Source organism: Streptomyces sp. NPDC031132 (assembly GCF_055570595.1).
The window spans coordinates 372935-391773 of sequence record NZ_JBVIGX010000003.1 but is presented as its reverse complement, the minus strand read 5'-3'; the positions used below and the strand labels follow the sequence as shown (position 1 = coordinate 391773).

At 66.4% G+C, this 18839-nt stretch carries 32 protein-coding genes; all 32 read left to right on the top strand.

Translation table 11 applies throughout. The annotated features are described in order from the left end of the window. Positions 1-101: 101 nt before the first annotated feature. The 32 genes from ACZ49B_RS07520 (at position 102) to truA (ending at position 18799) form a co-directional block, all read left to right on the top strand. On the top strand, positions 102-1232 hold the full coding sequence (locus tag ACZ49B_RS07520) for a hypothetical protein (RefSeq protein ID WP_468301473.1): 1131 nt from the start codon (positions 102-104) through the stop codon (positions 1230-1232). Between the two features lie 512 nt (positions 1233-1744). Beyond that, a complete protein-coding gene (gene rpsJ / locus ACZ49B_RS07515) occupies positions 1745-2053 on the top strand; it encodes a 30S ribosomal protein S10 (RefSeq protein ID WP_003948644.1) in 309 nt (102 codons plus the stop codon). A 14-nt stretch (positions 2054-2067) separates the two neighbouring features. Continuing rightward, positions 2068-2712, top strand: coding sequence for a 50S ribosomal protein L3 (rplC, locus tag ACZ49B_RS07510; protein WP_008739720.1), 645 nt, complete (start codon positions 2068-2070; stop codon positions 2710-2712). 5 nt (positions 2713-2717) lie between these two features. After that, positions 2718-3368 carry a 50S ribosomal protein L4 gene (gene rplD, locus ACZ49B_RS07505; RefSeq protein WP_030298210.1) on the top strand — a complete coding sequence of 217 codons (651 nt, stop codon included), beginning with the start codon at positions 2718-2720 and terminating at the stop codon, positions 3366-3368. Then, complete coding sequence (rplW, locus tag ACZ49B_RS07500; RefSeq protein ID WP_030154694.1) at positions 3368-3691, top strand: 50S ribosomal protein L23; 324 nt, start codon at positions 3368-3370, stop codon at positions 3689-3691. The genes rplD and rplW overlap by 1 nt, the downstream gene beginning before the upstream one ends. Positions 3692-3730: 39 nt before the next feature. After that, entirely contained in the window at positions 3731-4567 is an 837-nt protein-coding gene (rplB, locus tag ACZ49B_RS07495; RefSeq protein WP_030298213.1) for a 50S ribosomal protein L2, read from the top strand. Positions 4568-4579: 12 nt separating this feature from the next. Continuing rightward, positions 4580-4861: a 30S ribosomal protein S19 gene (gene rpsS, locus ACZ49B_RS07490; RefSeq protein ID WP_030154697.1), complete on the top strand. Its 282-nt coding sequence runs from the start codon at positions 4580-4582 to the stop codon at positions 4859-4861. A 43-nt stretch (positions 4862-4904) separates the two neighbouring features. Beyond that, positions 4905-5252, top strand: a complete 348-nt coding sequence (gene rplV / locus ACZ49B_RS07485) for a 50S ribosomal protein L22 (RefSeq protein ID WP_007265904.1) — start codon at positions 4905-4907, stop codon at positions 5250-5252. Further along, positions 5252-6091, top strand: coding sequence for a 30S ribosomal protein S3 (rpsC, locus tag ACZ49B_RS07480; RefSeq protein WP_007265905.1), 840 nt, complete (start codon positions 5252-5254; stop codon positions 6089-6091). Before rplV ends, rpsC begins: the two co-directional genes overlap by 1 nt. Before the next feature lie 5 nt (positions 6092-6096). Then, positions 6097-6516, top strand: coding sequence for a 50S ribosomal protein L16 (gene rplP / locus ACZ49B_RS07475; RefSeq protein ID WP_030026326.1), 420 nt, complete (start codon positions 6097-6099; stop codon positions 6514-6516). Then, on the top strand, positions 6516-6740 hold the full coding sequence (gene rpmC / locus ACZ49B_RS07470; protein WP_008739703.1) for a 50S ribosomal protein L29: 225 nt from the start codon (positions 6516-6518) through the stop codon (positions 6738-6740). The genes rplP and rpmC overlap by 1 nt, the downstream gene beginning before the upstream one ends. Then, entirely contained in the window at positions 6740-7021 is a 282-nt protein-coding gene (rpsQ, locus tag ACZ49B_RS07465; protein WP_030026328.1) for a 30S ribosomal protein S17, read from the top strand. The genes rpmC and rpsQ overlap by 1 nt, the downstream gene beginning before the upstream one ends. Positions 7022-7127: 106 nt before the next feature. After that, positions 7128-7496: a 50S ribosomal protein L14 gene (gene rplN, locus ACZ49B_RS07460; protein WP_003956455.1), complete on the top strand. Its 369-nt coding sequence runs from the start codon at positions 7128-7130 to the stop codon at positions 7494-7496. A gap of 2 nt (positions 7497-7498) precedes the next feature. Then, positions 7499-7822 carry a 50S ribosomal protein L24 gene (rplX, locus tag ACZ49B_RS07455; RefSeq protein WP_054222530.1) on the top strand — a complete coding sequence of 108 codons (324 nt, stop codon included), beginning with the start codon at positions 7499-7501 and terminating at the stop codon, positions 7820-7822. After that, positions 7822-8373, top strand: a complete 552-nt coding sequence (gene rplE, locus ACZ49B_RS07450) for a 50S ribosomal protein L5 (protein WP_030154702.1) — start codon at positions 7822-7824, stop codon at positions 8371-8373. Before rplX ends, rplE begins: the two co-directional genes overlap by 1 nt. A 5-nt stretch (positions 8374-8378) precedes the next feature. Further along, a complete protein-coding gene (locus ACZ49B_RS07445) occupies positions 8379-8564 on the top strand; it encodes a type Z 30S ribosomal protein S14 (RefSeq protein ID WP_003956452.1) in 186 nt (61 codons plus the stop codon). 223 nt (positions 8565-8787) lie between these two features. After that, the gene (rpsH, locus tag ACZ49B_RS07440; protein ID WP_007265911.1) at positions 8788-9186 is read left to right on the top strand and encodes a 30S ribosomal protein S8; all 399 of its coding nucleotides are present in this window, start codon (positions 8788-8790) and stop codon (positions 9184-9186) included. Positions 9187-9206: 20 nt separating this feature from the next. After that, a complete protein-coding gene (gene rplF, locus ACZ49B_RS07435) occupies positions 9207-9746 on the top strand; it encodes a 50S ribosomal protein L6 (protein WP_030298217.1) in 540 nt (179 codons plus the stop codon). Positions 9747-9748: 2 nt separating this feature from the next. Further along, the gene (gene rplR / locus ACZ49B_RS07430; protein WP_030008471.1) at positions 9749-10132 is read left to right on the top strand and encodes a 50S ribosomal protein L18; all 384 of its coding nucleotides are present in this window, start codon (positions 9749-9751) and stop codon (positions 10130-10132) included. A gap of 45 nt (positions 10133-10177) precedes the next feature. Continuing rightward, positions 10178-10780 (top strand): 30S ribosomal protein S5, encoded by a 603-nt coding sequence (gene rpsE, locus ACZ49B_RS07425; protein WP_030388857.1) that lies wholly within the window; start codon positions 10178-10180, stop codon positions 10778-10780. Beyond that, the gene (gene rpmD, locus ACZ49B_RS07420) at positions 10780-10962 is read left to right on the top strand and encodes a 50S ribosomal protein L30 (RefSeq protein WP_005313525.1); all 183 of its coding nucleotides are present in this window, start codon (positions 10780-10782) and stop codon (positions 10960-10962) included. The genes rpsE and rpmD overlap by 1 nt, the downstream gene beginning before the upstream one ends. 2 nt (positions 10963-10964) lie before the next feature. Beyond that, positions 10965-11420 (top strand): 50S ribosomal protein L15, encoded by a 456-nt coding sequence (gene rplO / locus ACZ49B_RS07415; protein ID WP_030154704.1) that lies wholly within the window; start codon positions 10965-10967, stop codon positions 11418-11420. A 187-nt stretch (positions 11421-11607) separates the two neighbouring features. Continuing rightward, complete coding sequence (gene secY / locus ACZ49B_RS07410; RefSeq protein WP_468301467.1) at positions 11608-12921, top strand: preprotein translocase subunit SecY; 1314 nt, start codon at positions 11608-11610, stop codon at positions 12919-12921. Continuing rightward, entirely contained in the window at positions 12921-13568 is a 648-nt protein-coding gene (locus ACZ49B_RS07405) for an adenylate kinase (RefSeq protein WP_468301464.1), read from the top strand. Before secY ends, ACZ49B_RS07405 begins: the two co-directional genes overlap by 1 nt. A 110-nt stretch (positions 13569-13678) precedes the next feature. Further along, positions 13679-14515 (top strand): type I methionyl aminopeptidase, encoded by an 837-nt coding sequence (gene map, locus ACZ49B_RS07400; RefSeq protein WP_468301461.1) that lies wholly within the window; start codon positions 13679-13681, stop codon positions 14513-14515. 140 nt (positions 14516-14655) lie between these two features. After that, on the top strand, positions 14656-14877 hold the full coding sequence (gene infA / locus ACZ49B_RS07395; RefSeq protein WP_003956442.1) for a translation initiation factor IF-1: 222 nt from the start codon (positions 14656-14658) through the stop codon (positions 14875-14877). Positions 14878-14950: 73 nt separating this feature from the next. Next, the gene (gene rpmJ / locus ACZ49B_RS07390; protein ID WP_003956441.1) at positions 14951-15064 is read left to right on the top strand and encodes a 50S ribosomal protein L36; all 114 of its coding nucleotides are present in this window, start codon (positions 14951-14953) and stop codon (positions 15062-15064) included. A 199-nt stretch (positions 15065-15263) separates the two neighbouring features. Then, positions 15264-15644 (top strand): 30S ribosomal protein S13, encoded by a 381-nt coding sequence (rpsM, locus tag ACZ49B_RS07385; protein ID WP_007265919.1) that lies wholly within the window; start codon positions 15264-15266, stop codon positions 15642-15644. Positions 15645-15698: 54 nt separating this feature from the next. Beyond that, on the top strand, positions 15699-16103 hold the full coding sequence (rpsK, locus tag ACZ49B_RS07380) for a 30S ribosomal protein S11 (protein WP_003956432.1): 405 nt from the start codon (positions 15699-15701) through the stop codon (positions 16101-16103). A gap of 137 nt (positions 16104-16240) precedes the next feature. Further along, positions 16241-17263, top strand: coding sequence for a DNA-directed RNA polymerase subunit alpha (locus ACZ49B_RS07375; RefSeq protein ID WP_008739666.1), 1023 nt, complete (start codon positions 16241-16243; stop codon positions 17261-17263). 92 nt (positions 17264-17355) lie between these two features. Further along, on the top strand, positions 17356-17823 hold the full coding sequence (gene rplQ / locus ACZ49B_RS07370) for a 50S ribosomal protein L17 (RefSeq protein WP_030298228.1): 468 nt from the start codon (positions 17356-17358) through the stop codon (positions 17821-17823). A 124-nt stretch (positions 17824-17947) separates the two neighbouring features. Continuing rightward, complete coding sequence (truA, locus tag ACZ49B_RS07365) at positions 17948-18799, top strand: tRNA pseudouridine(38-40) synthase TruA (protein WP_468301459.1); 852 nt, start codon at positions 17948-17950, stop codon at positions 18797-18799. Positions 18800-18839 lie beyond the last annotated feature (40 nt).

The window sequence follows — 18839 nt, the reverse complement described above, 5'->3', positions numbered from 1 at the left end:
GTGATCCGGCGCCCCGATTGATCACGGCATCGTCGCACGTGAGAGGCTCCGCATCGCAAGGTGCAGGGCTTTTCGGCCTTGATCGGAACCAGGGGTGGGGCATGGGCACGGGGAACGACAACGACGACAGACCGGCGGTCTCCGACGAGGAGTGGGGCCGGTTCATGGAGGAGGCCCAGACGGGCGCGGGCCAGGCCCCCCGGGAGCCGTCCGCCCGCGCGCGCCTGGTCGCCGCGCGGCTGCAGCGCGAGTCCGCCGAGCCGCCCGGCTGGCGCACCGGTCCGGCCTGGCAGGAGATGCAGGGGCGGGGGAGGGGCAAGCGGCGCCTCAAGGCCGCGGGGGCGATCGTCTTCATAGCCGCCCTCGCGCTGATCGCCGTCCGCCCGGAGCTGGTCATCGACCGGGTCACCGGCAAGGCCGCACAGGACGACAGGGCGCGAGAGCCGCTGCCCGCCGAGACCGCCCGGCCCAGCGCCCCGCCCTCCGCCCTCTACCCGGACCGGCCCACCCTCAAGGAGCCCTTCAAGGGGTCCCCGGCCCTGCAGTGGGCCGACGGGGCGGCCGGGATCGAGGTCCCCGTGGCCGAGGCCGTCGGCGGGATGAGCAAGGAGCAGGTCGCCGACGCGCTGTCGAAGGCCAAGCAGTTCCTGGTCGCGGCGAACCTGGACCCGGCGACCCTGCGCGGGGAGCGGCCCGCGGCGGCGCTGGCGCTGCTCGACCCCAAGCTCGAGGACCAGCTGAGCCGCGTGGAGGAGTCGCTGACGGCTCCGACGAAGGACAGCGACCCGCTGCACCTGTTCAGCCGGGTCAAGCCGGCCGAGCTGAAGCCCGTGGGCGACGTGGTCAAGGTTCGCGGCCGGATGTGGGTGGAGCCCGGCAAGGAGGCTGGCCAGGCCAACGTGCTGGCCGACTACACCTTCGTCTACCCGTTCGTGAAGGCGAAGCCGGGCGCCGAGCAGGTGGAGCGCACCGTCGTGCGGCGCGAGATCACCTTCTCGATCGCCGACCCGCGCAAGTGGCAGGCCACCGCCGGCAGGATCTGGCTCGAGAAGTTCAACGTCGACCTCGCCAACAGCGCCTGCGACGTCTACGACGGATACCTGCACCCCGTCTTCGACGAGGACACGCCGACCGGGCCCACGCCCTCCGGGACACCCGTGGACCCGTACGACCGCAGCAAGAGCCTGGAGACCGGCGGGCCGGAGGGCTGCGGCACCGTCTCGCGCACCTGAGCGGGAGGCCGCAGAAACCTTTTCGCGGCCTATGGGCGGGCCCGGGCGGATCCCAAGGGGCGCCCGGGCAACCCCACTGCCCGGCACGGTTTGACCGATCACCGTGGAGGGGTATTCTCTTCGGCCCGATTGGCGCAGTACGTGTCTTGTATGGCAGACTACTCAAGTTGCTCGGCTGAGTGCCGATGCTGCGCGCCTCCCGCCGGGAGGACCGGAAGCGAGTCCCACAGTACTCGTCGCCTTCATCTGCCTCTCGGGGCAGCAATGGGGCGGACGTACGGGAATCTTCTGGGAAGCGTCAGCACGGTGTCTGCCAGGCGCTCGGTGGGTGTTTCTCCCCCGAACCGCGGTCCTGGGACCGCACCCCCTTGGACGAGGGAATTTCCGTATGGGAATTTTCTTGGAGGGAGTGCGACACGCCCGACCGCGTGGGTCGGAGAGAAGCGGTGGAGAGATCCACAGCCGACCGAGAGCCAGAGCGTTTCCACAACAGACAGGACTACGGAGTAGCCATGGCGGGACAGAAGATCCGCATCCGGCTCAAGGCCTACGACCACGAGGTCATCGACTCCTCGGCGAAGAAGATCGTCGAGACGGTGACCCGCACTGGTGCGTCGGTCGCAGGCCCGGTGCCGCTGCCCACTGAGAAGAACGTGTACTGCGTCATCAAGTCGCCGCACAAGTACAAGGACTCGCGCGAGCACTTCGAGATGCGCACGCACAAGCGCCTGATCGACATCCTCGACCCGACGCCCAAGACCGTTGACTCGCTGATGCGCCTGGACCTTCCGGCCGGCGTTGACATCGAGATCAAGCTCTGAGAGGCGTCGAGAAGATGGCAAAGCAGATCAAGGGCGTCCTGGGCGAGAAGCTCGGCATGACCCAGGTCTGGGACGAGAACAACCGTGTCGTCCCGGTGACCGTCGTCAAGGCCGGGCCCTGCGTCGTTACCCAGGTCCGTACGAATGACATCGACGGCTACGAGTCGGTCCAGATCGCCTTCGGCGAGATCGACCCTCGCAAGGTGAACAAGCCCCTCAAGGGCCACTTCGCCAAGGCCGACGTGACCCCGCGCCGCCACCTGGTGGAGCTCCGCACCTCCGACGCCAGCGAGTACACGCTCGGCCAGGAGATCACCGCCCAGGTGTTCGAGTCCGGCGTCAAGGTTGACGTCACGGGCAACAGCAAGGGCAAGGGCTTCGCCGGTGTCATGAAGCGGCACAACTTCCGGGGCCTCGGCGCCGGTCACGGTGTGCAGCGCAAGCACCGCTCCCCCGGTTCGATCGGTGGCTGCGCCACCCCTGGGCGTGTCTTCAAGGGCATGCGCATGGCTGGTCGTATGGGCAACGAGCGCGTCACCACCCAGAACCTGACCATCCACGCGGTAGACGCGGAGAAGGGTCTGCTCCTCATCAAGGGCGCAGTCCCCGGTCCGAACGGCGGCCTCGTCCTGGTCCGTACCGCGGCCAAGGGGGCTTGAGGTTAATGAGCACCATTGACATCCTTTCGCCGGCAGGCGACAAGGCCGGTACCGTCGAGCTCCCCGCGGAGATCTTCGACGCGAAGACCAGCGTTCCGCTGATCCACCAGGTCGTCGTCGCACAGCTGGCTGCTGCCCGTCAGGGCACGCACAAGACGAAGACCCGTGGCGAAGTCCGTGGTGGTGGCCGCAAGCCGTACCGCCAGAAGGGCACCGGCCGCGCCCGTCAGGGTTCGACCCGCGCTCCGCAGTTCGCCGGCGGTGGCGTCGTCCACGGCCCGCAGCCGCGTGACTACTCGCAGCGGACCCCCAAGAAGATGAAGGTCGCCGCCCTCCGCGGTGCCCTCTCGGACCGTGCGCGTCACTCCCGCATCCACGTCGTCACCGGCGTGGTCGAGGGTGCCGTCTCCACGAAGGCCGCCAAGACGCTGTTCGGCAAGATCTCGGAGCGCAAGAACCTGCTCCTGGTCGTCGAGCGTGCCGACGAGGCCGCGTGGCTGTCCGCCCGCAACCTGCCCCAGGTTCACATCCTGGAGCCGGGCCAGCTGAACACGTACGACGTGATCGTCTCTGACGACGTGGTCTTCACCCAGGCCGCGCTCGAGTCCTTCGTGTCTGGCCCCAAGGCCGATGAGACCGAAGGGAGCGACGCCTGATGTCTGAGGCGACCGTTACCAGCAAGACCTTCACCGACCCGCGTGACCTGCTGATCAAGCCGGTTGTGTCGGAGAAGAGCTACGCGCTGCTGGACGAGAACAAGTACACGTTCATCGTCGCGCCCGGCTCCAACAAGACCCAGATCAAGCAGGCCGTGGAAGCGGTCTTCGGGGTCAAGGTCACCGGGGTCAACACGATCAACCGTCAGGGTAAGCGCAAGCGCACCAAGACCGGTTTCGGCAAGCGCGCTGACACCAAGCGCGCCATCGTGACCCTCGCTGAGGGCGACCGAATCGACATCTTCGGCGGCCAGGCCTCCTAACGGAGGTCTAGTCGTCCGGAATCGGACGAGGACTGAGAAATGGGTATCCGCAAGTACAAGCCGACGACCCCGGGCCGTCGTGGCTCCAGCGTCGCCGACTTTGTCGAGATCACGCGGTCCACGCCGGAGAAGTCGCTGGTTCGCCCCCTGCACAGCAAGGGCGGCCGTAACAACACCGGTCGGATCACCGTTCGCCACCAGGGTGGTGGACACAAGCGCGCCTACCGCGTGATCGACTTCCGTCGTCACGACAAGGACGGCGTGCCGGCCAAGGTCGCGCACATCGAGTACGACCCCAACCGCACTGCGCGCATCGCGCTCCTGCACTACGCGGACGGCGAGAAGCGCTACATCATCGCTCCTCGCGGTCTGAGCCAGGGCGACCGGATTGAGAACGGCCCCACGGCCGACATCAAGCCGGGCAACAACCTGGCCCTCCGCAACATCCCGGTCGGTACCACGATCCACGCGATCGAGCTCCGTCCCGGTGGTGGCGCCAAGTTCGCCCGTTCCGCGGGTGCCTCCGTGCAGCTGCTGGCGAAGGAGGGCACGATGGCCCACCTTCGTATGCCGTCCGGTGAGATCCGCCTGGTCGACGCGCGCTGCCGCGCGACGGTCGGCGAGGTCGGCAACGCCGAGCAGTCGAACATCAACTGGGGCAAGGCCGGCCGCATGCGCTGGAAGGGCGTTCGCCCCTCCGTCCGCGGTGTCGCGATGAACCCGGTTGACCACCCGCACGGTGGTGGTGAGGGCAAGACCAGCGGTGGTCGCCACCCGGTCTCCCCGTGGGGTCAGAAGGAGGGTCGTACTCGCTCGCCGAAGAAGGCTTCGAGCAAGTACATCGTCCGCCGCCGCAAGACGAACAAGAAGCGCTAGGAGCGGGTTTAGATGCCGCGCAGTCTCAAGAAGGGACCCTTCGTCGACGGACACCTCGTTAAGAAGGTGGACGCTCAGAACGAAGCTGGTACCAAGAACGTCATCAAGACCTGGTCCCGTCGCTCGATGATCATCCCGGCCATGCTGGGTCACACCATCGCGGTGCACAACGGCAAGACCCACGTCCCGGTGTTCGTCACCGAGTCGATGGTCGGCCACAAGCTCGGCGAGTTCTCGCCGACTCGCACCTTCCGCGGCCACGTCAAGGACGACCGGAAGTCGAAGCGCCGCTAAAGGCGGGGTGGTAACGACTATGACTTACACCGAAGGGACAACCATGGAAGCCAGGGCCCAGGCGCGGTACATCCGCGTCACGCCCATGAAGGCCCGCCGCGTGGTGGACCTTATCCGTGGCATGGATGCCACGGAGGCTCAGGCGGTCCTGCGTTTCGCCCCGCAGGCCGCGAGCGTGCCGGTCGGCAAGGTGCTTGACAGCGCCATTGCCAACGCCGCACACAACTACAACCACCCGGACGCCTCCACGCTGGTCATCAGCGAGGCGTACGTGGACGAGGGCCCGACCCTGAAGCGGTTCCGTCCGCGTGCGCAGGGCCGTGCCTACCGGATCCGCAAGCGGACCAGCCACATCACCGTGGTCGTCAGCAGCAAGGAAGGTTCCCGGTAATGGGCCAGAAGGTAAACCCGCACGGGTTCCGGCTCGGCATCACCACCGACTTCAAGTCGCGTTGGTACGCCGACAAGCTGTACAAGGACTACGTCAAGGAAGACGTCGCCATCCGTCGGATGATGACGTCCGGCATGGAGCGCGCCGGCATCTCGAAGGTTGAGATCGAGCGCACCCGTGACCGCGTGCGTGTGGACATCCACACCGCTCGTCCGGGCATCGTCATCGGCCGCCGTGGCGCCGAGGCCGACCGCATCCGCGGTGACCTCGAGAAGCTCACGGGCAAGCAGGTCCAGCTGAACATCCTCGAGGTCAAGAACCCCGAGCTCGACGCTCAGCTGGTTGCCCAGGCCGTTGCCGAGCAGCTCTCCTCCCGCGTCTCCTTCCGTCGCGCCATGCGTAAGAGCATGCAGGGCACGATGAAGGCCGGCGCCAAGGGCATCAAGATCCAGTGTGGCGGCCGTCTCGGCGGCGCCGAGATGTCCCGCTCCGAGTTCTACCGCGAGGGTCGTGTGCCGCTGCACACGCTGCGCGCGAACGTGGACTACGGCTTCTTCGAGGCCAAGACCACCTTCGGCCGTATCGGTGTGAAGGTCTGGATCTACAAGGGCGACGTCAAGAACATCGCCGAGGTTCGCGCCGAGAACGCTGCGGCCCGTGCGGGTAACCGCCCGGCCCGTGGTGCAGGCGCTGGCGACCGTCCCGCCGGCCGTGGTGGCCGTGGTGGCGAGCGCGGCGGCCGTGGTGGCCGCAAGCCGCAGCAGGCTGCTGGTGCCGAGGCCCCCAAGGCCGACGCTCCCGCCGCCGCTCCGGCCGAGAGCACCGGAACGGAGGCCTGACCGACATGCTGATCCCTCGTAGGGTCAAGCACCGCAAGCAGCACCACCCGAAGCGCCGCGGTATGGCCAAGGGCGGTACTGAGGTCTCGTTCGGCGAGTACGGCATCCAGGCGCTCACCCCCGCCTACGTGACGAACCGCCAGATCGAGGCGGCTCGTATCGCGATGACCCGCCACATCAAGCGTGGCGGCAAGGTCTGGATCAACATCTACCCGGACCGTCCGCTGACGAAGAAGCCGGCCGAAACCCGCATGGGTTCCGGTAAGGGTTCTCCCGAGTGGTGGATCGCGAACGTGCACCCGGGCCGGGTCATGTTCGAGCTGTCCTACCCGAACGAGAAGATTGCTCGTGAGGCGCTCACCCGCGCTGCTCACAAGCTTCCGATGAAGTGCCGGATTGTTCGGCGCGAGGCAGGTGAGTCGTGATGGCGACGGGAACCAAGGCGTCCGAGCTGCGTGAGCTCGGCAACGAGGAGCTCGTTGGCAAGCTGCGCGAGGCCAAGGAGGAGCTGTTCAAGCTCCGCTTCCAGGCGGCCACGGGTCAGCTGGAGAACAACGGCCGGCTCAAGTCCGTCCGTAAGGACATCGCTCGCATCTACACCCTGATGCACGAGCGTGAGCTCGGTATCGAGACGGTGGAGAGCGCCTGATGAGCGAGAAGAACGTGACTGAGACGAACGAGCGCGGTTTCCGCAAGACCCGTGAGGGTCTCGTCGTCAGCGACAAGATGGACAAGACCGTCGTCGTCGCCGTCGAGGACCGTGTGAAGCACGCGCTGTACGGCAAGGTCATCCGCCGTACGAACAAGCTCAAGGCTCACGACGAGCAGAACGCTGCCGGCGTCGGCGACCGCGTCCTCATCATGGAGACGCGTCCGCTGTCGGCGAGCAAGCGCTGGCGCATCGTCGAGATCCTCGAGAAGGCCAAGTAATCACCTGAGGGGTTTCCCTCAGGTCAGTTCCGCCAGGCTCGGTGGGGTTCCGCTGTTCGTTTAGCGGACCCCCGCCGGGAACCGGCAGACAAATCAGGAGATAGACGTGATCCAGCAGGAGTCGCGACTGCGTGTCGCCGACAACACTGGTGCCAAGGAGATCCTTTGCATCCGTGTTCTCGGTGGTTCCGGTCGCCGCTACGCGGGCATCGGTGACGTCATCGTCGCCACCGTCAAGGATGCGATCCCCGGTGGCAACGTGAAGAAGGGTGACGTCGTCAAGGCGGTCATCGTTCGCACCGTCAAGGAGCGCCGCCGCCAGGACGGCTCGTACATCCGCTTCGACGAGAACGCCGCTGTCATTCTCAAGAACGACGGCGACCCTCGTGGCACCCGTATCTTCGGCCCCGTGGGCCGTGAGCTGCGCGAGAAGAAGTTCATGAAGATCATCTCGCTCGCGCCGGAGGTGCTGTAAGCATGAAGATCAAGAAGGGCGACCTGGTCCAGGTCATCACCGGTAAGGACAAGGGCAAGCAGGGCAAGGTCATCCAGGCCATCCCCGCTGAGAACCGCGTCCTCGTCGAGGGTGTCAACCGGGTCAAGAAGCACACCAAGGCCGGTCAGACCGCTGGTGGTTCGCAGGCCGGTGGCATCGTGATCACCGAGGCCCCGATCCACGTCAGCAACGTTCAGCTGGTTGTGGAGAAGGACGGCCAGAAGGTCGTTACCCGCGTCGGTTTCCGCTTCGACGACGAGGGCAACAAGATCCGCGTTGCCAAGCGGACGGGTGAGGACATCTGATGGCTACCACTCCGCGTCTCAAGACGAAGTACCGCGAGGACATCGCGGGCAAGCTGCGTGAGGAGTTCTCGTACGAGAACGTCATGCAGATCCCCGGCCTCGTGAAGATCGTGGTCAACATGGGTGTGGGCGACGCCGCCCGCGACTCCAAGCTGATCGACGGCGCCATCCGCGACCTGACGACGATCACCGGTCAGAAGCCGGCCGTCACGAAGGCCCGCAAGTCCATCGCGCAGTTCAAGCTGCGCGAGGGTCAGCCGATCGGCTGCCACGTCACCCTCCGTGGTGACCGCATGTGGGAGTTCCTGGACCGTACGCTGTCGCTCGCGCTGCCGCGTATCCGTGACTTCCGTGGTCTGTCGCCGAAGCAGTTCGACGGCCGTGGCAACTACACCTTCGGTCTCACGGAGCAGGTCATGTTCCACGAGATCGACCAGGACAAGATCGACCGTACCCGGGGTATGGACATCACCGTGGTCACCACGGCGACCAACGACGCTGAGGGCCGCGCGCTCCTTCGTCACCTCGGCTTCCCCTTCAAGGAGGCGTAAGCGAGATGGCGAAGAAGGCTCTCATCGCGAAGGCTGCCCGCAAGCCCAAGTTCGGTGTGCGTGCGTACACCCGCTGCCAGCGCTGCGGTCGTCCCCACTCCGTGTACCGCAAGTTCGGCCTGTGCCGCGTGTGCCTTCGTGAGATGGCTCACCGTGGCGAGCTGCCGGGCGTGACCAAGAGCTCCTGGTAAATCACCCTCGTCCGCAAGGACTTGGGGAGTACCAGGCACTCTCGGTAAGCATCTGGACGGTGGGTGCCCGGCCGCGCATGCCTTAGGCTTGTGTGGTTGGGCGTCCGCCGCCCATAACGACTTACTACGCCGTAGGTCCCCGCACCGCACCCGTCCCGCCACTGAGTGGGGAGAGGGATGGCGCATACAGGAAACCCCGGCGAGAGAGGCCGAAGGCCACTTCATGACCATGACTGACCCGATCGCAGACATGCTCACGCGTCTGCGTAACGCTAACTCGGCGTACCACGACACCGTCGTGATGCCGCACAGCAAGATCAAGTCGCACATCGCAGAGATCCTCAAGCAGGAGGGTTTCATCACCGGCTGGAAGGTCGAGGACGCCGAGGTCGGCAAGAACCTCGTCCTCGAGCTGAAGTTCGGGCCGAACCGTGAGCGCTCCATCGCGGGCATCAAGCGGATCTCGAAGCCCGGTCTGCGCGTGTACGCGAAGTCCACCAACCTGCCGAAGGTGCTCGGCGGCCTGGGCGTGGCGATCATCTCCACGTCCCACGGTCTCCTCACCGGCCAGCAGGCAGGCAAGAAGGGCGTAGGTGGGGAAGTCCTCGCCTACGTCTGGTAGTCGGGAACGGAGGAAAAGCAATGTCGCGAATCGGCAAGCTCCCCATCCAGGTTCCCGCCGGTGTGGACGTCACCATCGATGGCCGCACGGTCGCGGTGAAGGGCCCCAAGGGTCTCCTCTCGCACACCGTCGCCGCGCCGATCGAGATCGTCAAGGGTGAGGACGGCGTTCTGAACGTCACCCGCCCCAACGACGAGCGTCAGAACAAGGCCCTGCACGGCCTGTCCCGCACGCTGGTGGCGAACATGATCACCGGCGTGACCACGGGATACGTCAAGGCTCTCGAGATCAGCGGTGTCGGTTACCGCGTCGCCGCGAAGGGCTCCGCTCTGGAGTTCCAGCTTGGTTACAGCCACCCGATCCTGATCGAGGCGCCCGAGGGCATCTCCTTCAAGGTCGAGTCGCCCACCAAGTTCACGGTCGAGGGCATCGACAAGCAGAAGGTCGGCGAGGTCGCCGCCAACATCCGCAAGCTGCGGAAGCCCGACCCGTACAAGGCCAAGGGTGTCAAGTACGCCGGCGAAGTCATCCGCCGCAAGGTCGGAAAGGCTGGTAAGTAGCCATGGCATACGGTGTGAAGATCGCCAAGGGCGACGCGTACAAGCGCGCTGCCAAGGCTCGCCGCCACATCCGCATCCGCAAGAACGTCTCGGGTACGGCGGAGCGTCCGCGCCTCGTCGTGACGCGTTCCAACCGCAACATCGTTGCTCAGGTCATCGACGACCTCCAGGGTCACACCCTGGCGTCCGCGTCGACCCTGGACGCTTCGATCCGCGGTGGCGAAGGCGACAAGAGCTCGCAGGCCCAGGCTGTCGGCGCGCTCGTCGCCGAGCGTGCCAAGGCCGCGGGTGTCGAGACCGTCGTGTTCGACCGCGGTGGCAACCGATACGCCGGGCGCATTGCCGCTCTGGCTGACGCCGCCCGCGAAGCCGGGCTGAAGTTCTAAGCCCCGGTTCCGGGACTCACGGACGTAACAGAGAGAGGTAATCCAATGGCTGGACCCCAGCGCCGCGGAAGCGGTGCCGGTGGCGGCGAGCGGCGGGACCGGAAGGGTCGCGACGGTGGCCCTGCCGCCGAGAAGACCGCTTACGTTGAGCGCGTTGTCGCGATCAACCGCGTCGCCAAGGTTGTCAAGGGTGGTCGCCGCTTCAGCTTCACCGCGCTGGTCGTGGTGGGCGACGGTGACGGCACTGTAGGTGTCGGTTACGGCAAGGCCAAGGAAGTTCCCGCGGCCATCGCCAAGGGTGTCGAGGAAGCCAAGAAGAACTTCTTCAAGGTTCCGCGCATCCAGGGCACCATCCCGCACCCGATCCAGGGCGAGAAGGCGGCCGGCGTTGTCCTGCTGAAGCCTGCTTCCCCCGGTACCGGTGTTATCGCCGGTGGCCCGGTGCGCGCCGTTCTGGAGTGCGCCGGCGTTCACGACATCCTGTCGAAGTCGCTCGGCTCCGACAACGCGATCAACATCGTGCACGCGACCGTGGCGGCCCTCCAGGGCCTGCAGCGTCCCGAGGAGATCGCGGCTCGCCGTGGTCTGCCCCTCGAGGACGTCGCCCCCGCGGCTCTGCTCCGTGCGCGTGCTGGGGCGGGTGCGTAATGGCTCGCCTCAAGATCACGCAGACGAAGTCGTACATCGGCAGCAAGCAGAACCACCGCGACACGCTGCGTTCGCTCGGGCTCAAGCGCCTGAACGACGTCGTCGTCAAGGAGGACCGCCCCGAGTTCCGCGGAATGGTTCACACCGTCCGCCACCTCGTGACGGTTGAGGAGGTTGACTAATCATGGCTGAGAACAGCCCGCTGAAGGCCCACAACCTCCGTCCCGCCCCCGGCGCCAAGACCGCGAAGACCCGTGTCGGTCGTGGTGAGGCGTCGAAGGGTAAGACGGCCGGTCGTGGTACGAAGGGCCAGAAGGCCCGTTACCAGATCCCGCAGCGCTTCGAGGGTGGGCAGATGCCCCTCCACATGCGCCTGCCGAAGCTCAAGGGCTTCAAGAACCCGTTCCGCACCGAGTTCCAGGTGGTCAACCTGGACAAGCTCGGCGCTCTCTACCCCGAGGGTGGAGAGGTCACGGTGGCCGACCTGGTCGCCAAGGGCGCGGTTCGCAAGAACAGCCTCGTCAAGGTCCTGGGCCAGGGCGAGATCTCCGTGGCGCTGACGGTTTCGGTTGACGCCGTTTCCGCCTCCGCCAAGGAGAAGATTGCCGCTGCCGGCGGCACCGTCACCGAGCTCGTCTAAGACGAACTCTTGTGACAAATAGCTAGAAACCCGACCGGGGATGCCTCACATATGGGGCATCCCCGGTTGGTCGTTCCACGGGGGGCGCAGTCGCCGGTAAGGTGGCCTGCACCTTTGCTTGTACGTATTCACCGATCCCTCAGACCGTCACCTCTGACGCAGTAGCGCGGGGGTCGCAGGAGGCACCGTGCTCACCGCGTTCGCCCGGGCGTTCAAGACGCCCGACCTGCGCAAGAAGCTGCTCTTCACGCTCGGCATCATCGTGCTGTTCCGGCTCGGGTCCCACATCCCGGTACCCGGCGTGAGCTACAAGAACGTTCAGATCTGTGTCGACCAGGCCGGAAGCAGCAACAGCCTCTTCGGTCTCGTCAACATGTTCAGCGGCGGTGCGCTGCTGCAGATCACGATCTTCGCGCTCGGCATCATGCCGTACATCACGGCGAGCATCATCCTGCAGCTGCTGACCGTGGTCATCCCGAAGCTGGAGAACCTCAAAAAAGAGGGTCAGTCCGGCACGGCGAAGATCACTCAGTACACGCGCTATCTGACGGTCGCACTCGCGATCCTGCAGGGCACCGGCCTCGTCGCCACTGCCCGCACTGGTGCCCTGTTCCAGGGCTGCCAGGTCGCCAGCCAGATCGTCCCGAACCGGTCGATCTTCACCACCATCGTCATGGTCATCACCATGACCGCGGGTACCTGCGTCGTCATGTGGCTCGGTGAGCTCGTGACGGACCGCGGCATCGGCAACGGCATGTCGATCCTGATGTTCATCTCCATCGCCGCCGGCTTCATGGGCGCCCTGTGGCAGATCAAGCTCCAGGGCAAGATCGCCGACGGCTGGGTCGAGTTCGGCGTGGTCATCCTCGTCGGCCTGGCCATGGTCGCCCTGGTGGTCTTCGTCGAGCAGGCGCAGCGACGGATTCCGGTCCAGTACGCGAAGCGCATGATCGGCCGCCGTGCGTACGGGGGCACCTCGACGTACATCCCGCTCAAGGTGAACCAGGCCGGTGTCATCCCGGTCATCTTCGCCTCGTCGCTGCTGTACATCCCGGCGCTGATCGTGCAGTTCAGTGGTTCGAAGGCCGGCTGGGCCACCTGGATCCAGAAGCACTTCGTCAAGGGCGACCACCCGTACTACATCGCCGCCTACTTCCTCCTGATCGTCTTCTTCGCGTTCTTCTACGTGGCGATTTCGTTCAACCCCGAGGAAGTTGCAGACAACATGAAGAAGTATGGTGGGTTCATCCCGGGTATCCGTGCCGGTCGACCCACCGCCGAGTACCTGAGCTACGTGCTCAACCGGATCACCTGGCCGGGGTCGCTGTACCTGGGTCTCATCGCTCTTGTGCCGACGATGGCGTTGGCCGGCTTCGGAGCGAACCAGAACTTCCCGTTCGGCGGGACGAGCATCCTCATCATCGTGGGTGTGGGTCTGGAAACCGTGAAGCAGATCGAGAGCCAGCTCCAGCAGCGCAATTACGAAGGGTTCCTCCGCTGATGCGAATCGTCCTCGTCGGACCGCCCGGTGCGGGCAAGGGAACGCAGGCCGCGTTCCTTGCGAAGAACCTGTCGATCCCGCACATCTCCACGGGCGACCTCTTCCGCGCCAACATCAGCCAGAACACCGAGCTCGGCCAGCGTGCGAAGGCGTTCATGGACGCCGGTGACCTCGTCCCCGACGAGATCACCATCGGCATGGCCAAGGACCGGATGGAGCAGCCGGACGCCGTGAACGGCTTCCTGCTGGACGGCTTCCCGCGCAACGTCTCGCAGGCCGAGGCGCTGGACGAGATGCTGCAGACGGCGGGCATGAAGCTCGACGCCGTCCTCGACCTCGAGGTCGAGGAGGACGAGGTGGTCAAGCGCATCGCCGGCCGCCGGATCTGCCGCAACGACTCCGCGCACGTCTTCCACGTCGTGTACGCGGCGCCGAAGATCGCGGGCGTCTGCGACGCCTGCGGTGGCGAGCTGTACCAGCGCGACGACGACTCCGAGGCCACGGTCCGCAACCGGCTCGAGGTCTACCACACGCAGACCGAGCCGATCATCGACTACTACAAGGCCCAGGGCCTGCTGGTGACCATCCCGGCCCTCGGCGAGGTCGCGGACGTCACGCAGCGCGCGATGGACGCCCTCAAGAAGTAGTACCCCTGCTGTGAGCAGTACGGCCGCGGTGTCCCCTGGACCCCGCGGCCGTACTGTTGAGACGACCTGAACAACGCAGATCCGAAGTCCGAAGGTGGAAGGCACTACCCATGGTCCAGATCAAGACCCCCGAGCAGATCGCGAAGATGCGCGAGGCAGGGCTGGTCGTCGCCGCGATCCACGCGGCGACCCGTGAGGCGGCCGTGCCGGGCGCCACGACGCGGGATCTGGACATGGTGGCCCGCAAGGTCATCGCGGATGCCGGGGCGAAGTCGAACTTCCTCGGCTACGGCGGCTTCCCCGCGACGATCTGCACCTCGGTGAACGAGGTCGTCGTCCACGGCATCCCGGACGACAAGACGGTCCTCAAGGACGGCGACGTCATCTCGATCGACGCCGGCGCGATCGTCGACGGCTGGCACGGCGACGCCGCGTACACGGCCTTCGTGGGCACCGGTCACGCCCCGGAGCTCCTCGAGCTCTCCCGGGTGACCGAGGAGTCCATGTGGGCCGGCATCGCCGCCATGAAGCTGGGCAACCGCCTCGTGGACATCTCGAAGGCGATCGAGGGCTACATCCGCCGCCAGCCGCGGCCCGCGACCGGCAAGTACGGGATCATCGAGGACTACGGCGGCCACGGCATCGGGTCCGAGATGCACATGGACCCCCACCTGCTGAACTACGTCTCGCGCAAGCGGGGCAAGGGCATCAAGCTGGTCCCGGGCGTCTGCCTGGCGATCGAGCCGATGGTGTCGCTGGGCACCCCCCAGACGGAGGTCCTGGCGGACGACTGGACGGTCATCACCACGGACGGGACCTGGTCCTCGCACTGGGAGCACTCCATCGCCCTGACGGAGGCGGGCCCCATCGTCCTGACCAGCCCGGACTGCGGCAAGGCGAAGCTGGCGGAGTACGGCGTGACGACGGCGCCGGACCCGCTCGCTTAATGATCTAGTCTGTGGGGCAAACTTTCCGGATTCGTCTTTCTGGGTGCCCTGACGTAGACTGACTCGTCGGCTCCTTTGCACCCGCATGTCCGCATGTGAGGCAGGGAGCTGATCAAGGTAGCCGATTCGAAGGGCGAAGCGTGGCCAAGAAGCAAGGTGCCATCGAAATCGAGGGCACCGTGATCGAGTCCCTCCCGAACGCGATGTTCAAGGTGGAACTGCAGAACGGTCACAAGGTCCTCGCGCACATCAGCGGCAAGATGCGTATGCACTACATCCGCATCCTCCCGGATGACCGGGTCGTTGTGGAGCTGTCTCCGTACGACCTGACGCGTGGCCGGATCGTCTACCGATACAAGTAGATCTTGTCCTCACTCCTGCCTGGGCGCACGTCCCGGTGCGGGTGGTGGCACTGACCCGGAGAACCTCACCAACATGAAGGTCAAGCCGAGCGTCAAGAAGATCTGCGACAAGTGCAAGGTGATCCGCCGTCACGGTCGGGTCATGGTCATCTGCGACAACCTGCGCCACAAGCAGCGCCAGGGCTGACGCACGCCGACCGACCTGCACTACGCAGTTCTTCGCGCGACGTAAGAAAACGTACATACGCAGAATCCGCCCAGCCCTGAGAAGGGCCGGCGGCACCTCCGGCGGGGGCCGGGGACCCGGACGTACCACCACCCATCAGGTGTGGTCGGCGGTCGGGAGTGGTTCTGCGGAAGACCCCCGAACACACAGGAGCCATTGAATGGCACGCGTTTCCGGTGTTGACATCCCGCGCGAAAAGCGTGTGGAGATCGCACTCACCTACGTCTTCGGTATCGGGCGCACCCGGTCCAAGGAGATCCTCGCCTCCACCGGCGTGAACCCGAACACCCGCGTTCGTGACCTGGCCGAAGAGGACCTCGTCAAGATCCGCGAGTACGTGGACGCCAACCTCCGTACCGAGGGTGACCTCCGCCGCGAGATCCAGGGCGACATCCGCCGCAAGATCGAGATCCAGTGCTACCAGGGCATCCGCCACCGTCGTGGCCTGCCGGTGCACGGTCAGCGCACCAGCACGAACGCGCGTACCCGCAAGGGCCCGCGTCGCGCGATCGCCGGTAAGAAGAAGCCGGGCAAGAAGTAGTCCTGTTCAGCGGTCTTGCGCTGTAGGACCGACCACCTCCCGTAGGAGATTTAGATGCCCCCCAAGGGTCGTCAGGGCGCTGCCAAGAAGGTGCGCCGCAAGGAAAAGAAGAACGTCGCTCACGGGCACGCCCACATCAAGAGCACGTTCAACAACACGATCGTCTCGATCACGGACCCCTCGGGCAACGTGATCTCCTGGGCCTCCGCCGGCCACGTCGGCTTCAAGGGCTCGCGCAAGTCCACCCCCTTCGCCGCGCAGATGGCCGCCGAGTCGGCCGCCCGCCGCGCGCAGGAGCACGGCATGCGCAAGGTCGACGTCTTCGTCAAGGGTCCCGGCTCCGGCCGCGAGACCGCGATCCGCTCCCTCCAGGCCACCGGCCTCGAGGTCGGCTCGATCCAGGACGTCACCCCCACCCCGCACAACGGCTGCCGCCCGCCGAAGCGCCGCCGCGTCTGACGCAGCGACGCCTGTGCGTCTTTGAGTGTCCGGGCGGTACGACCCCTTCGGGGGCCGTGCCGCCCGTACCCTTGCAGTACCCAGCAGTACATGTCGGGCGTCAAATAGTGGGCGTCCACGACTGAAGGAACACAGACATGCTTATCGCTCAGCGTCCTTCGCTGACCGAAGAGGTCGTCGACGAGTACCGCTCGCGGTTCGTGATCGAGCCGCTCGAGCCGGGCTTCGGCTACACCCTCGGCAACTCGCTGCGCCGCACGCTCCTGTCCTCGATCCCGGGTGCCGCTGTCACCAGCATCCGCGTGGACGGCGTCCTGCACGAGTTCACCACCGTGCCCGGTGTCAAGGAAGACGTCACCGACATCATCCTCAACATCAAGCAGCTGGTCGTCTCCTCGGAGCACGACGAGCCGGTCGTGATGTACCTGCGCAAGCAGGGTCCCGGCCTGGTCACCGCTGCCGACATCGCGCCCCCGGCCGGTGTCGAGGTGCACAACCCGGACCTGGTCCTCGCCACGCTCAACGGCAAGGGCAAGCTGGAGATGGAGCTGACCGTCGAGCGCGGTCGCGGCTACGTCTCCGCCGTCCAGAACAAGCAGCTGGGCCAGGAGATCGGCCGTATCCCGATCGACTCCATCTACAGCCCGGTCCTCAAGGTCACCTACAAGGTCGAGGCGACCCGAGTCGAGCAGCGCACCGACTTCGACAAGCTGATCGTCGACGTCGAGACCAAGCAGGCCATGCGCCCGCGCGACGCCATGGCGTCCGCCGGCAAGACCCTGGTCGAGCTGTTCGGTCTGGCGCGCGAGCTCAACATCGACGCCGAGGGCATCGACATGGGCCCGTCCCCGACGGACGCCGCCCTGGCCGCCGACCTGGCGCTGCCGATCGAGGAGCTCGAGCTCACCGTTCGGTCGTACAACTGCCTCAAGCGCGAGGGCATCCACTCCGTGGGTGAGCTCGTCGCCCGCTCCGAGGCCGACCTGCTCGACATCCGCAACTTCGGTGCGAAGTCGATCGACGAGGTCAAGGCGAAGCTGGCCGGCATGGGCCTGGCCCTCAAGGACAGCCCGCCCGGATTCGACCCGACGGCCGCCGCCGACGCCTTCGGCGCCGACGACGACGCGGACGCCGGTTTCGTCGAGACCGAGCAGTACTGAGCACCACCCGTAGAACTTTCCCGGGGCAGCCGCCCCGGGGGAACTGACACCGGTACCTGACACGGCCGGTGCAGATATGAAGGAGTAACACCATGCCGCGTCCCGCAAAGGGTGCCCGTCTGGGCGGCTCTGCCGCGCACGAGAAGCACCTTCTCGCGAACCTCGCGAAGGCGCTCTTCGAGCACGGCCGCATCACCACCACCGAGGCCAAGGCCCGCCGCCTGCGTCCCTACGCCGAGCGTCTGGTCACCAAGGCCAAGAAGGGCGACATCCACAACCGTCGCCTGGTGCTGCAGACGATCACGGACAAGAGCATCGTGCACACGCTGTTCACCGAGATCGCCCCGCGCTACGAGAACCGCCCCGGTGGTTACACGCGCATCACCAAGATCGGCAACCGTCGTGGCGACAACGCCCCGATGGCCGTGATCGAGCTGGTCGAGGCCCTCACGGTCGCCCAGCAGGCCACTGGTGAGGCCGAGGCCGCCACCAAGCGCGCCGCGAAGGACGCCGAGGCCGTGGCCGAGGCTCCCGCCGCCGAGGAGACCAAGGAGGCCTGATCCCGCTTCGGGATCGAGCTTGCTTGATCGGCTCTGAACGGGCCCGCCCCTTCCCGGGGCGGGCCCGTTCTGCGTTTCCGAGCTATTTCGGAGCTATTTCCGAGCTTCTGAGAGGATCTGTCACGTGAGTGACGAGGTGGAGCCCGGGCACGTCCGGGTGCGGCTGGACCTGTCGTACGACGGCAAGGACTTCTCCGGCTGGGCGAAGCAGCGCGTGCTGCGGACCGTGCAGGGCGAGCTGGAGTCGGCCCTGCAGACCGTGATGCGGCTGCCGTACCCGGTCGAGCTGACCGTGGCCGGGCGGACCGACGCCGGCGTGCACGCGCGCGGGCAGGTCGCCCAGTTCGACCTGGCCGAGGAGGTGTGGGCCGAGCACCACGACAAGCTGCTGCGCCGCCTCGCGGGCCGGCTGCCGCACGACGTACGGGTGTGGAAGGTCGCCGAGGCCCCGGAGGGGTTCAACGCCCGGTTCTCCGCCATCTGGCGCCGCTACGCCTACCGCGTCGGCGACCACCAGGGCGGCGTGGATCCGCTGCGCCGCGGGCACGTGCTGTGGCACCAGTGGCCCCTGGACGTGGACGCCATGAACGAGGCGGCCGCCCCGCTGCTCGGCGAGCACGACTTCGCCGCGTACTGCAAGAAGCGCGAGGGCGCCACGACCATCCGCACCCTCCAGCAGCTCAGCTGGGAGCGCGCCGAGGACGGGATCGTCACGGCGACCGTCCGCGCCGACGCCTTCTGCCACAACATGGTCCGCTCGCTGGTCGGCGCACTGCTGCACGTCGGGGACGGGCACCGGCCGACCGACTGGCCCGGGAAGGTCCTGCGGGCCGCCGTACGGGACTCCTCGGTGCACGTCGTGAAGCCGCACGGGCTCACCCTGGAGGAGGTCGGCTACCCGGCGGACGAGCTGCTGGCCGCCCGCAGCAAGGAGGCACGCAACATGCGGACCCTCCCGGGCGCCGGCTGCTGCTGATCCGCAGGTGGCCGCCGCCCAAACCGTTTGGGCGTATCGG